Origin of the sequence: Enterobacter sp. I4, assembly GCF_022669095.1 — a bacterium.
In the GTDB taxonomy this organism is placed as follows: Bacteria; Pseudomonadota; Gammaproteobacteria; order Enterobacterales; family Enterobacteriaceae; genus Enterobacter; species Enterobacter pasteurii.
Map to the genome: position 1 here is coordinate 432,205 of NZ_JALBUO010000003.1, position 12,713 is coordinate 444,917.

General features: G+C 57.2%; 12 protein-coding genes. 8 read left to right on the forward strand and 4 right to left on the reverse strand.

Annotated features, from left to right (window positions below; translation table 11 throughout):
* Positions 1–23 precede the first annotated feature (23 nt).
* On the reverse strand, positions 24–935 hold the full coding sequence (gene rlmF / locus MOQ06_RS21285) for a 23S rRNA (adenine(1618)-N(6))-methyltransferase RlmF (protein ID WP_242174728.1): 912 nt from the start codon (positions 933–935) through the stop codon (positions 24–26).
* Positions 936–1,179: 244 nt separating this feature from the next.
* Here rlmF and mcbA point away from each other — a divergent pair, with 244 nt between their 5' ends.
* The 3 genes from mcbA to ybiJ all read left to right on the forward strand — a co-directional run bounded on the left by mcbA (position 1,180) and on the right by ybiJ (position 2,374).
* Positions 1,180–1,443: a DUF1471 family periplasmic protein McbA gene (gene mcbA / locus MOQ06_RS21290; protein WP_148420744.1), complete on the forward strand. Its 264-nt coding sequence runs from the start codon at positions 1,180–1,182 to the stop codon at positions 1,441–1,443.
* A gap of 118 nt (positions 1,444–1,561) precedes the next feature.
* Entirely contained in the window at positions 1,562–1,828 is a 267-nt protein-coding gene (locus MOQ06_RS21295) for a DksA/TraR family C4-type zinc finger protein (RefSeq protein WP_148420745.1), read from the forward strand.
* Positions 1,829–2,113: 285 nt separating this feature from the next.
* Positions 2,114–2,374, forward strand: coding sequence for a DUF1471 family protein YbiJ (ybiJ, locus tag MOQ06_RS21300; protein ID WP_148420746.1), 261 nt, complete (start codon positions 2,114–2,116; stop codon positions 2,372–2,374).
* 116 nt (positions 2,375–2,490) lie between these two features.
* On the opposite strand, the gene ybiB is transcribed toward ybiJ, so the two are convergent.
* Entirely contained in the window at positions 2,491–3,453 is a 963-nt protein-coding gene (gene ybiB, locus MOQ06_RS21305) for a DNA-binding protein YbiB (RefSeq protein WP_148420747.1), read from the reverse strand.
* 220 nt (positions 3,454–3,673) lie between these two features.
* Between ybiB and MOQ06_RS21310 the strand changes: the two genes are divergently transcribed.
* From MOQ06_RS21310 to MOQ06_RS21330, 5 genes are all read left to right on the forward strand, one after another.
* Positions 3,674–4,207, forward strand: a complete 534-nt coding sequence (locus MOQ06_RS21310; protein WP_242174729.1) for a fimbrial protein — start codon at positions 3,674–3,676, stop codon at positions 4,205–4,207.
* A gap of 61 nt (positions 4,208–4,268) precedes the next feature.
* On the forward strand, positions 4,269–4,943 hold the full coding sequence (locus MOQ06_RS21315) for a molecular chaperone (RefSeq protein ID WP_242174730.1): 675 nt from the start codon (positions 4,269–4,271) through the stop codon (positions 4,941–4,943).
* Between the two features lie 74 nt (positions 4,944–5,017).
* Positions 5,018–7,513 (forward strand): fimbria/pilus outer membrane usher protein, encoded by a 2,496-nt coding sequence (locus MOQ06_RS21320; RefSeq protein ID WP_242174731.1) that lies wholly within the window; start codon positions 5,018–5,020, stop codon positions 7,511–7,513.
* Between the two features lie 17 nt (positions 7,514–7,530).
* The gene (locus MOQ06_RS21325) at positions 7,531–8,520 is read left to right on the forward strand and encodes a fimbrial protein (RefSeq protein ID WP_242174732.1); all 990 of its coding nucleotides are present in this window, start codon (positions 7,531–7,533) and stop codon (positions 8,518–8,520) included.
* 10 nt (positions 8,521–8,530) lie between these two features.
* Complete coding sequence (locus tag MOQ06_RS21330) at positions 8,531–9,031, forward strand: fimbrial protein (protein ID WP_148420752.1); 501 nt, start codon at positions 8,531–8,533, stop codon at positions 9,029–9,031.
* On the opposite strand, the gene dinG is transcribed toward MOQ06_RS21330, so the two are convergent.
* On the reverse strand, positions 9,018–11,195 hold the full coding sequence (gene dinG, locus MOQ06_RS21335; RefSeq protein ID WP_242174733.1) for an ATP-dependent DNA helicase DinG: 2,178 nt from the start codon (positions 11,193–11,195) through the stop codon (positions 9,018–9,020). The genes MOQ06_RS21330 and dinG overlap by 14 nt on opposite strands.
* A gap of 97 nt (positions 11,196–11,292) precedes the next feature.
* The gene (gene rhlE / locus MOQ06_RS21340) at positions 11,293–12,672 is read right to left on the reverse strand and encodes an ATP-dependent RNA helicase RhlE (RefSeq protein WP_242174734.1); all 1,380 of its coding nucleotides are present in this window, start codon (positions 12,670–12,672) and stop codon (positions 11,293–11,295) included.
* Positions 12,673–12,713 lie beyond the last annotated feature (41 nt).

Sequence of the window (12,713 nt, forward strand, 5' to 3'; positions counted from 1 at the left end):
CTACGCTTGCCGGGCCTGAAACCCTATTTGCGGCGTTTGTTATCGTCCATAAACGACCAGGCGATGAAGCGGCTCTGCTTCTGGCCCTGCGCCATCTCTTTTTTCACCACTTTTACGGCGCCGGCTTCGGTCAGCGCGCGGTAGAGCGGAGGCAGGTTATCGCCACGGGAGACCAGCGTCGTAAACCATTTCACCTGACGGCCAAAGCCTTTGCTTTCGGCAATCATGCGCAGAATGAACGCCACTTCCCCGCCCTCGCACCAGAGTTCCTGCTGCTGGCCGCCAAAGTTCAGCGCACCATCTTCAGCCTGGCCCAGATTACGACGCTTGCGCTCGCTTCCCGCGCGTGCGGAAGCGGCCGAGTCGTGGAACGGCGGGTTACACATGGTGGCATCGTAGCTTTCGTTCTTATGAATAATGCCGTTGAAAATGGCCGCGGCGTCCTTCTGACGGCGCAGACGAACGGCACGGCTTAAGCCCGGGTTGGCGTTGATAATGGCCTGCGCGCTGGCGAACGCGTCGGCACCGATCTCGCTGCCGGTAAACCGCCACTGGTATTCATGCGCGCCTATCAGCGGATAGATTAGGTTCGCGCCTGTACCGATATCAAGAACGGTGGCCTGGTTCGGCACCGCGCCGCCGTTGTCATCCGCCAGCAGATCGGCAAGGTGATGGACGTAATCCGCACGCCCCGGCACCGGTGGGCAGAGAAAGCCTTCAGGGATGTCCCAGTTCGCTACGCCATAAAAGTGGGCCAGCAGCGCCTTGTTCAGCGTTTTAACCGCCAGCGGATCGGCGAAGTTGATCGACGGTTCACCGGCAGGGGTCTGAACGATAAACGCCCGTAACTGAGGGCAGCTCAGGCACAGGGCATTCATGTCGTAGCGGCTACGGTGGCGGTTACGCGGGTGCAATCCCGGCTTTTGGGAAGTCATGGCATTCTCCTTTAAACAGCCGCGTAAGATACCCTGTGAAGGCGCAGGGGTAAATATCTGTCTGAGAGGCGCAAAAAAACGACCAAAATCAGTGGCCTGTATGTCTATGATCTGTCAAGAAAATGTCAGATTATATCGTTCAAAAAATAAGCAGATCATCATCAAATTTTTGCGCTAAATCACACTCGTCAGGCTTCTAAACTTAAGGGGAATCACCTGTTGTTTCCCTCCTGAGGATGTGATTATGAAAAAGTATCTGACCTTTATTATTGCGGGTGCGCTGGCAGGCGCCTCGTTCTCTGCCTGGTCCGTTCAACCCCTGACCAACGGCAACGACACCAGCCAGCTGCGTGCGGCCGGGACCGTCTCCGTCAGCCGGGCTAGCAACCTTGATGACCTTCAGGACAAGCTGGCTGAAAAAGCCCGTCAGGAAGGAGCTAAAGGGTTTGTGGTGAACGCCGCCGGCGGGGATAACCACATGTACGGTACGGCGACCATCTATAAATAACCCCTTCCAGTCCCGAACTGCATCTGCCCGACGGATGCAGTTCTCTTTCTTTGCGCCTTGTCTGCGCGTTTTTTAACCCCATATTGATAATATGGCTTAAACCACTCAGGGGAACAGCATGGCTTCCGGTTGGGCGAATGACGACGCCGTTAATGAACAGATCAACAGTACTATTGAAGATGCCGTAGCGCGCGCACGCGGTGAAATTCCGCGCGGCGAAAGCCTGGCTGAATGCGAGGAGTGCGGGGAACCCATTCCCGAGGCACGCCGTAAGGCCATTCCCGGCGTACGGCTTTGCATTGCCTGTCAGCAGGAGAAAGATTCAAAAAACGCATCACATTCAGGATATAATCGCAGAGGATCGAAAGACAGCCAGTTACGTTGACTTTCCTTTACCTAAGTTAACCGCGCAAGCGCTTAGCTTTACGCTCACGACTTTCAGCGAACCGCGTAGCAAAACGTGCCCTTCTCATCGCTTCTGTAAAGCGCAGCCGCAAGAAGTGTAAATCGCACCTGCGAATTTATTAATAATCAATAAGTTATTTGTCATTCAAATTTTTTGAGCAACCACGTCAATTCTCTTCGATTTTATCTTCCGCAAAAAAGCGTGATACTTATCACATCGACGGAACATCGTCCCCTTAACAGAATAACCTGCGAGAATTGAACAATGAAAACTATCAAATATGCTGTTGCCGCTGTTGCCCTGTCCGCTCTGTCCTTCGGCGCTTTCGCCGTAGAGCCGGTCTCTTCCACTCAGGCGCAGAGCCTGAACAAAATCGGCGTTGTGAGTGCTGAAGGCGCGACCACGCTGGACGGTCTGGAAGCAAAACTGGCTGAGAAAGCAGCGGCTGCCGGCGCAAGTGGATACACCATTACCTCCGCTAACGGTAATAACAAGCTGAGCGGTACCGCGGTTATCTACAAATAATCGAATGAATTATGCTCCACCCTCACCATCCCTCTGGTGAGATGCTCCAACCCTCATTGACCCTGTTGTTGTTACCCTTTGTTTGCCCGTCCGCCACTGGACGGGCTTTTTTTTGCTTAAAACGACTGCGCCACGCGCTGCATTCCCGCTTCCACCGTCTCCGCTTCCCCTGTCGCCACCAGACAGCACGCCATTTGCAGCCTGATGGAGTGTGGAACAGGCACGTTTCCGGCGAGGCATTGCTCAATCCAGCGAGCGGTCGTATGCGGATCTTTCGCCTCGGGCAATATCACGCCGGTATTCTCCTCGCCGCGTTCCAGAATGGCGCGCGTTCCGGTGGAATCAATAAGCATCAGCTGAGGGCAACGCTGGGGATTGGCGTACACTTCCCCTTCCGTCCCGTGCATTAACAGCGCCCTTCCGCCAATGTCCTCAAAGAATTTACCCACGCGGGTGACGTATTCCGGGTGCGATACGCTGGAAAGGCGCAGCGCCGCATCTTCAGCAAACGGTGTTGCCAGCTTTGCCAGCGTGTGGGCGCTGTTACGGACCCCCATACGCCAGCGCATATCCAGTTGCTTTTCCAGCGGAGGACACAGCGCCCCGACCGGAATGTAGACCGGCTGATGTCCGTCAAGCCTGGCCTGCGCCTGCCCGGCGTGCAGGGTTGGGGCTATGCCCAGCAGATCAAAAATGGTCTCAGTCAGGACGCGGGTTGGATCTTCCGTTACGCCATGCACAACAACCGGGAATCCGAGCCTGTGCAGCAATATTGCCAGCAGCGGCGTCAGGTTTGCCTGCTTGCGGGCACCGTTATAGCTTGGGATCACAATCGGCATCGGTTTTGCCGCCGGCGGCGTTAAGCGCAGCGTTTGCGCCTGCATGGCTTCATAAAAGCCGCGCATCTCCGCTTCACCTTCGCCTTTAATGCGTAGCGCAATCAGGATACCGCCCATCTCCAGATCGGGGACATCACCGTTTAGCATATGGGTGTACAGGGCCCGGGCCGTTTCCCGATCCAGGTCGCGGGCATGGTTCTTTCCACGCCCTACCTCTTTGATAATTTTACGATAATCCACGACATCTCTCCTTGCGGCTCTATGCAGATACTATAGCCCTGATAAATGTCGAGCGGGTAATCATTTTCCGCCCTTAGGTGCTGGAGCAGACGCTTCGAGGATAAAAATGGTCTGAAGAGAAATTGAACGAAAAATAAATCTCAGCGATAGTTCGCCCCGAATTAATCAGCCAGGTGATGATTAATGCGAGAAGTACCACACTTTCATTCAGAGGATTAAAATGAAAAAATTGATTATTGCGGGCATCGCTGCCGGGATGGCGTGTGCTTCCGTTTCTGCATTTGCATCAAGTGGTGAAGGACAAATTAATTTCACGGGTGAAATTATTGATTCCGCATGTACTGTTGTAAATGGTTTAAGCAATCCACTTAATGTTTCATTAGGTAAGGTGGCTAAATCTGCATTTACGGGAAGTGGTTCGACGACGTCGACAACCCGCTTTAGCATTCAACTCAAAGATTGTCCTGAAACGGTCACCAGCGCCTCAGTGACTTTCGGTGGGACGCCTGACGGTAACAATAAGGATATCCTTGCGGTTACGTCAGGAACAGGCGCGGCGTCGGGAGTGGGAGTCCAGCTGCTGGATAAAACCCAAAACCCGCTGAGCTTATATACTGCTTCCACAGAATATGCGCTCACGCCAGGTGCCACAACGAACGATTTACAGTTTGGCGCACGCTATATCCAGACCGGAGACATCATTTCTGCCGGGCTGGCGAACGCCGCATCAACCTTCACCATCGTTTACAACTAATAAAACAGATATTAGCTACCCCAGTGGCTAATATCTGTTACTTCTTTATTACGGTGTCGCTATGCGCAAATATCTTCTGCTCTCCTCCTTTTTATTGATCACCACTGCCGCGAACGCCGGAATTACCATCGGCGGCACGCGCGTGGTATACCCGGAAAATAAAAAAGAATCTTCCATTGGTATCAGCAACCCGGACAACCTTGATTATCTGGTGCAGTCATGGGTTGAGACGGAAGATAACGCGCGGGAGAAAGCACCGTTTTTGATCACACCGCCGCTGTTCCGCCTGGACGGTAAACAGGACAACGTTCTGCGCATCATCCGGACCGGGGGAAATTTGCCCGCCGATCGTGAATCGCTTTTCTGGCTAAATATTAAATCCATTCCGTCTTCTAAGCGCAATGAAATCAGCAACACGCTGCAAATTGCCATTAAAACCCGAATTAAGCTTATCTATCGCCCGGCGGGTATTACCGGTAAACCGGAAGATGTTGCCGCGCAATTATCCTGGCACATGCAGGGCAACCAGCTTATTGTCAACAACCCTACGCCATTTTATATGAACTTCCAGGAAATAAAGCTGGACGGTAAAAAGATTGACAAAGTCACCTATGCAGCTCCAGACGGCGAAACGCGTTTTGCTACCCCGGGGAATATCACCGCGCGCTCGGTGAGCTGGAAAATCATTAATGACTACGGCGGCATTAGCCCGTCATATACCGCAAAGATTAACTAACTCGCCGGGAATATCTGAACATCATTATGCGCTGGGAATATAGCACCGAACCACCCAAACAGCACGGACGCTCAATGCTAATTGCGCTGGGCTGTACCCTGCTGGGCGTTTGCGTGCAAAAAGTTCTGGCCGATGATTATTTCAACCCGGCGCTGCTGGATATTGACAACCCCGGACAGGGAAAAACCGACCTCAGTATTTACGAGATCGGCCCCGGTCAGGCTCCCGGTAAATATCACATCGACGTCTACGTCAATAATAATAAAGTCGCCAGTAAAGAGATTGAGTTCACGCTAAAGAAAGACGCCAGCGGAAAATCGACGCTGCAGCCGTGCCTGAGCGCGGCCCAGTTAAAAAGCTTCGGCATTAAAATAGATAAATTTGTGCAGGATGATAAGGCGCAGTGCATTGACCTGAGCGTTATCCCCTCCGCCAGCGCCACGTTTCACGTTAACCCGCAGCAGCTGCTGTTAAGCATCCCGCAGACCGCCATTACCCGGGTGCCGCGCGACTATGTCGACCCGCAGGAGTATGACGAGGGGATCAACGCCCTGCTGCTGAACTACAGCTTTACCGCCGGGGACAACCGCGGCAAGGGCGAGAACGGCACAGACCAGCGCAGCGAGTTTCTTAACCTGCGTCCCGGTCTTAACCTCGGGGCGTGGCGTTTGCGAAACTACTCCACCTGGAGCAAAACCAGCGGAGACGGTGACGCGGAGAGCCAGTTTTCTTCCGTGTATACCTACGTCCAGCGGGATATTATCGCCCTTGGCAGCAGCGTTAAATTCGGGCAAAGCTCGTCGCCTTCGGACGTGTTTGACAGCATTTCATTCACCGGGGCGCAGATCGCGTCAGACGACGATATGCTGCCGGACAGCATGAAAGGTTTTGCCCCCGTCATCCGCGGAACGGCACACAGCAACGCCCAGGTCATCGTCCGCCAGAACGGCTACGTCATCTATCAAAACTACGTTGCGCCGGGCCCGTTTGAAATAAACGACCTCTACCCCACCGGCGGCAGCGGGGACTTAAACGTCACCGTGAAAGAGACCGACGGCAGCGAACAGCATTTTGTGGTGCCCTACGCTTCGGTGCCGGTATTGCAGCGTGAGGGCCGCTTTAAGTACAGCCTCACCGCAGGACACTACCGCAGCTACGACAGCGACGTCGAAAAAACGCCTTTCATGCAGGGTACGGCAATCTACGGGTTGCCTTACGGCTTTACGGCCTACGGCGGCGTGCAGGCCAGCCAGTATTACGATGCCCTGGCGCTGGGAGTCGGTAAGAATATCGGCGATCTCGGCGCGTTTTCGGTGGATGTCACCGGCGCCAAATCAGAGATGCAGGACAAGGCGCCGACCCACGGGCGCTCCTGGCGCATCCGCTACAGCAAAGATTTCGCCACCACCGGCACCCATTTTTCCATTGCCGGCTACCGCTACAACAGCAAAGGGTTTTATACGCTGCAGGACACCCTGGATTCGCATACCCGCAATGACGACCGGGAAATGCCGGACACCCGACGCAGCCGGGAAGAGGCCACCGTCGATCAGTCCCTGGGCGGAAGGTTTGGATCCCTGACCCTGAGCCTGGTGAAGGAGAATTACTGGAATTCCAGCGAAAGCATGACGTCAGTGAACGTCGGCTATAACAACTCCTGGCACGGGGTGAGCTACGGCCTGAACTACGGGCTCAATAAAAACACTCGCGACGGCAGCGACGACAATAACGAGAAAACCAGCGAGCAGACCATCGCCTTTAACGTCTCCGTGCCGCTCGATCGCTGGCTTCGCAACACCTGGGTCAACTACAACCTGAACAGCACGAAACACGACTCCAGCCAAAGCGTGGGCCTGAACGGCACCGCCCTCGCCGGCGATAACCTCAGCTGGGGCGTCCAGCAGAGCCACGGTCAGAGCAGCGGCGACAGCACCAGCCTGAACGCCGATTACAAAGGCACCTACGGGGAGGTGAGCGCCGGATATTCACAGGATAGCCAGCAGCAGCAGCTTAACGTCGGCCTTCAGGGCAGCATGATCGCCCATGCGCATGGCGTCACGCTGGGCCAGCCGATGGGCGAGACGGCCGCGCTGGTCGAAGCGCCGGGCGCAGACGACACGAACATTACCAATCAGACCGGCGTGAGCACCGATTTCCGCGGCTATGCCATCGTGCCGTACGTGTCGCCATACCGCCATAACACCCTTGCGCTCAACACCGAAACGCTGCCGGAAAAGGCGGACGTTGCTCAGGCCGCAAAAACCGTAACGCCGACGCGCGGGGCGATTGTTCGCGCGCATTACGAAACGCACGTGGGCAGCCGGGTATTAATTACGCTGAAACGCGCGGACGGACGCGCGATCCCGTTCGGCGCAACGGCATCGCAGCCCCATCAGGAGGGCGAATTTATCGTGGGCGATGGCGGGCAGGTTTATATGACCGGCATGCAGAAAAAAGGCAGGGTTGACGTCAGCTGGGGGAAAACCGCCGACAGCCGCTGCTCCGCAACCTATCACCTTCCCGCAAAAGACGACGGGGCTGTTATTAACGTTACGGCGCGGTGCGTATGAGACTTTTCGAGGTAAAAATGAACATATTGAGATTTGCCTTTGCGATGGTTGTCTTGCTCTCAGGCGCGTGCCTGATGCCCCATGCGCAGGCGGCAACCACCTGCGACAGCACCGACCTGCCTTATACCCTGGACGCCGGCACGCTTTCCGTCCCCACGACCCTCGACATTGGCGGCATCATCCCGGGGTCGGCAAAGACGCATACCGTTAACGGCAGCTGTGTCGGGCCAATGACTAATCACACCATTATTTCCTGCTATTACGGAACGGGAACGGAAGTGCCGGGCATGCCGGGCGTGTACTCAACCAACGTAGACGGCATTGGCATTGAGCTTCTGAACAGTAACGGGCAGATCGTTCGTGGAAAGGGCTACTCATGTGATACCACCGCGACGCCCGTCGGGACGGTAAGCAGCGACAGCGGACAAACGTTCTCGTTCAGCTATACCCAGCGCTTAATCAAAACGGCGTCACACATCGGGAGCGGCACCCTGTCGGTGGCGATGGATCCCTTTGGATTCGGCGTTTTTCGTTCTGTCGGTATCTCTGGCGCGCGAAATACGAGCCACTATTCCGCCACGGTTAGCGAAAGAACGGCGACCTGCTCCATCGATCCCCTCAATCTGACGGTCTCACTCGGCGATTTCCCGGTATCACAGTTTACCCACGTGGGCAGCTATACGGCCTGGAAGTATTTCAGCATCACCGCCACCTGCACGGAAGAGGTCAACCTTACGGCCTCGGTGACCAGCGCGAACGGCGTTAACGGCCAGTTTGGTGATGTCCTGAACCTTACGCCCGGCAGCGACAGCGCCACGGGCGTCGGGGTGCGAATGCTGCTTGACGGTGTCGATCTTAAATACGACTTCCCTATCCCGGTTGGTGGAAGAACTGCACCTGACGTGCCGGATGCCATTCCCTTCGCCGTGCAGTATTACCAGACGGATGCCACCGTCACCGCGGGGAAAGCTAATACGATCGCCACAATCGATCTTGAATACCAGTGACGGAGCGAAGATGAAAACGTTACCCCTTTTACTCGCACTGACGAGCCTCCCGGCTGTCGCGACCGACGTTACGCTCAATATCGAAGGAAATATTTACGACACCACCTGTCAGGTGGACGGTGGCAGCCAGAATATGGTGGTGGATCTGGGGCAGGGCGTTGCCAGCGACTTCCGTGACATCGGCGATACCGGTCCGTGGAAAAAATTCGATTTAACGCTGACGAACTGCCCGCCCACGCTGACGGTCGCCACGGTTTCCGTTGACGGCCCGCGCGACAGGGACCATCCCTTCAAATTCGCCAATAGCGGCACCGCAACGGGGGTGGCGCTAGAGCTGGCCGATCGCCTGGACTACATCGTGCTTGCCCCCGAGGCCCGGTTCAGCGTGGTGATCGATGCCGGCACCCACACCGCCACGTTCCCCATGGCAGCACGCTATTACGCAACCGCCATGCCCGTGACTGCCGGCACGTTCAACAGCGTTGTTCAGGCCACCTTTACTTACCAGTAGGACCGCGCCCCCTGGCATGGATGCCTTTTTTACGCCCGGCGGCCAGTTTTGCCGGGCGTTTTTTCACTTCCGGTACCTCCGGCTGCTCAATCGGGAACACCGGCAGCGCGTTCAGCAAACGCTGCCCGTAGTTTTTGGTGAGCAGACGCTTGTCGTATATCACTACTTCGCCCCAGCAGCCGTGGCTGCGAATTAGACGCCCAACCTGCTGAATTAAGTTAAACGACGCCGCCGGTAAGCTTTGCACCTCAAACGGGTAGCGGTTGAGGCTTTTCAGCCACTCGCCTTCGGTGATGACTACCGGGCTGTCGATGGGCGGGAAGGCGATTTTATGAATATGCACCTGCGTCAGATAATCCCCCTTCAGATCCAGACCCTCCGCAAAAGACTGAAGCCCCACCAGCACGCTGCGCTCGCCGTTATCAATCCGCTTGCGGTGGGTTTCCACCAGCCTGTAGCGCGGCTGGTCGCCCTGCACCAGCAGGAGTAAACGCAGATCGGTAACGTGCTCCAGAAAGCGCTGCATCGCGCGCCCGCTGGCAAACAGCACCAGCATGCCGGGGTATTTTTTGCTCTCGACCTGTTCGCGGAAGTAGGCCGCCATCTCGGCAATGTGCTGCTCTTCGTTGTCGATAAGCGGCTCATAGTTCATGCGCGGGATGACCAGCTTGCCCTGCTCGCAGTGGTTAAACGGCGAGTCCAGCGCCACAAAGCGGTCGCCCGCTTTCTCTTTCAGGCCGCTCATCTCCTGCAGCCTTGAGAAGCTGTTCAGGGAACGCAGCGTCGCGGACGTCACCACCACGTGCGGCACGCTGCGCCAGATCAGCTTTTCCAGCTGATCCGCCACGCGGATGCCCACGCAGTGGAAGAACAGATGCACCTGCCCTTCCCGCACCTCGCGGGTCGCCCATTTCGTCACCGGCGCGCCGGACGCCTGCGCCATCGAGGCCAGCCGCCAGAGCTTGCTCTGCGCTTCAAACATCCCCAGCGCGCGGTTCATTTGCAGCAGAATGCGGTGCAAACGCACCACGTCATGGGTACCGGTTTTCTCGCTGAGATCGTTTAAGAACATCTCCGCCAGCCCGCGCAGCTTTTCGAGGTGCTTCGCCAGCTGCTGGCAAATCTCCATAACCTCTTCCGGCAGCTTCCCCATCGCAAAGCGGTGTTCCGCCTCCTGGGCGGCGGGAAGATAGAGGTTGAGGATGTTATTCAGCGAGGAGATAAGGCCGTAAACCTCGTCGCAGTGCTCGCTCAGCCGCTCCGGGACCGCCAGCGGCGGCGTGGTTTTCGGGCGGAACTGCTCCATGCAGGTGGCCACCAGCTTGCAGAACAGATCCAGCTGTAAACGGAACCACGGCGCGGTGATTTCCGCGCTCATCTCCAGCGCGTCCCGCGCCACGTCGGGCAGATGGTGGCCTTCGTCGAGCACCAGCAGCAGGTTTTTCGGCTCCGGCAGCACCGCTTCGCTCTCCAGCGCGGCCATCACCAGCGCGTGGTTTGCCACAACCACCTCCGCCTCCTGAATCTCGCGCCGGGCGACAAAGAACGGGCACTCGCGGTAGTAGTGACAGTTGCGGTTCAGGCAGCTCGCTTTATCGGTGCTGAGCCTGCGCCACAGGTCGTCGCTAATCGCCTGGCTGGTGTGATCCCGCAGGCCGTCCCACTTATAGCCGTCGAGCTCGGTTTTCAGCTTTGCACACTGCTCCTGCTCCGCCTTATTGTTTGGCGTCAGCTCGTCGTCGAGAAAGGCGAGCAGATCCTGCTGGGAAGGTTCACTGCTGGCCAGCGCCGCGAGGTTACGCGGACAAACATAGCGCCCGCGCCCAAAGGCGGCGGTGAACCGCAGGTCGGGGATGATTTTGCGCAGCAGCGGTAAATCTTTGCTGAAGATCTGATCCTGCAGCGCCACGTTGGCGGTGCTGACCACCAGCGTTTTGTCCTCTTCCCGGGCAATCGCGATGCCGGGAATGAGATACGACAGGGTTTTCCCGACGCCGGTCGGGGCTTCTATCGCCAGATGTCGCCCGTCGTCCCCGGCGAGCGTTTTAGCCACGTCGGCAATCATCTGCCGCTGCGGCGCTCGGGGGATAAAATCGGGGATCTGCTGCTGTAGCGCCTTATACCATGCGCCAATTTGCGCTTTTAGCGCCGCGGTTAAAGCCATCGGGAAACCTGGAATACTGTATAAACAGCCACTATTGTGGCACTTTCTTCCCGCTGCCGCAAAAAGAAAAGCCCGGCATTACGACCGGGCTTCCAGATTACTGCGGGTTAGCAGGCTTGCGCGGGCGGCGTCGGCGCTGCCCTTCCCCTGCTGGCTTTCCTTCGCCGCTGCGCCACGGGTTTTCACCGGCCGGTTTGCTGTCGTTATTACGACGCGGCGGTTTGCCCGGGGATTTCGCGGCGCCGCCTTCTGAACGACGCGGCTGCTGGCCGCGGCCGCCGCCCTGCCCACGACCGCCGCCCTGGCGGCCGTTCTGAATCGGCTCGGCTTTGATTGACGGATCAACCTCATAGCCCGGGGTTTCGATGCGCGGGATCTCTTTCTTCAGCAGGCGTTCAATATCGCGCAGCAGCTTGTGTTCATCCACGCAAACCAGAGAGAGCGCTTCACCGGTTGCCGCAGCACGGCCGGTACGGCCAATGCGGTGAACGTAGTCTTCCGGCACGTTTGGCAGCTCGTAGTTCACCACGTGCGGCAGCTCTTCAATGTCCAGACCGCGGGCGGCGATGTCGGTCGCCACCAGCACGCGGATATCGCCAGACTTAAAGTCCGCCAGGGCCCGGGTACGCGCGCCCTGGCTCTTGTTGCCGTGGATCGCCGCGCTGCGGATGCCGTCTTTGTTCAGCTGTTCCGCCAGGTGGTTCGCGCCGTGCTTGGTGCGGGTAAAGACCAGCACCTGCTGCCAGTTGCCCTGGCCGATCATCTGGGAGAGCAGCTCCCGCTTGCGTTTTTTATCAACGAAGTGAACGTGCTGCGTCACCTGCTCGGAGGCGGTATTGCGGCGCGCCACTTCGACTTCCAGCGGGTTATGCAGCAGCTTTTCCGCCAGCGCCTTGATCTCGTCGGAGAAGGTCGCGGAGAACAGCAGGTTCTGACGACGCGCAGGCAGCTTCGCCAGCACGCGGCGAATATCGTGAATAAAGCCCATGTCGAGCATGCGGTCCGCTTCGTCCAGCACCAGAATTTCGATGCTGTCCAGCTTCACCGCGTTCTGGTGTTCCAGATCCAGCAGACGGCCCGGCGTTGCCACCAGCACGTCCACGCCGCCGCGCAGCTTCATCATCTGTGGGTTAATGCTCACCCCACCGAACACCACCAGCGAACGAATGTTGAGGTAGCGGCTGTACTCACGCACGTTCTCGCCGATCTGTGCCGCCAGCTCGCGGGTTGGGGTAAGGATCAGGGCGCGTACCGGACGACGGCCTTTGGCGTGCGGCTGATTTTTTACCAGCAGCTCTAACAGCGGCAGGGTAAAGCCCGCGGTTTTACCGGTGCCGGTCTGGGCGCTGGCCATCAGGTCACGGCCCTGCAACACGGCCGGAATGGCCTGCTGCTGAATAGGGGTTGGCTCAACGTAGCCCTGCTCTGCGATGGCGCGCAGAATTTCCGGGTTCAGGCCAAGGGAATCAAAAGACATAAAAACTCCGAACCGCCCCGACCATCACAGGTGTAGTTTTC

What these genes read in the sequence shown, in the direction of transcription:
- rlmF (WP_242174728.1), bottom strand. Translation starts at nt 935, where the DNA reads ATGACTTCCCAAAAGCCGGGATTGCACCCGCGTAACCGCCACCGTAGC.
- mcbA (WP_148420744.1), top strand. Translation starts at nt 1,180, where the DNA reads ATGAAAAAGTATCTGACCTTTATTATTGCGGGTGCGCTGGCAGGCGCC.
- MOQ06_RS21295 (WP_148420745.1), top strand. Translation starts at nt 1,562, where the DNA reads ATGGCTTCCGGTTGGGCGAATGACGACGCCGTTAATGAACAGATCAAC.
- ybiJ (WP_148420746.1), top strand. Translation starts at nt 2,114, where the DNA reads ATGAAAACTATCAAATATGCTGTTGCCGCTGTTGCCCTGTCCGCTCTG.
- MOQ06_RS21310 (WP_242174729.1), top strand. Translation starts at nt 3,674, where the DNA reads ATGAAAAAATTGATTATTGCGGGCATCGCTGCCGGGATGGCGTGTGCT.
- MOQ06_RS21315 (WP_242174730.1), top strand. Translation starts at nt 4,269, where the DNA reads ATGCGCAAATATCTTCTGCTCTCCTCCTTTTTATTGATCACCACTGCC.
- MOQ06_RS21320 (WP_242174731.1), top strand. Translation starts at nt 5,018, where the DNA reads ATGCTAATTGCGCTGGGCTGTACCCTGCTGGGCGTTTGCGTGCAAAAA.
- MOQ06_RS21325 (WP_242174732.1), top strand. Translation starts at nt 7,531, where the DNA reads ATGAACATATTGAGATTTGCCTTTGCGATGGTTGTCTTGCTCTCAGGC.
- MOQ06_RS21330 (WP_148420752.1), top strand. Translation starts at nt 8,531, where the DNA reads ATGAAAACGTTACCCCTTTTACTCGCACTGACGAGCCTCCCGGCTGTC.
- dinG (WP_242174733.1), bottom strand. Translation starts at nt 11,195, where the DNA reads ATGGCTTTAACCGCGGCGCTAAAAGCGCAAATTGGCGCATGGTATAAG.
- rhlE (WP_242174734.1), bottom strand. Translation starts at nt 12,672, where the DNA reads ATGTCTTTTGATTCCCTTGGCCTGAACCCGGAAATTCTGCGCGCCATC.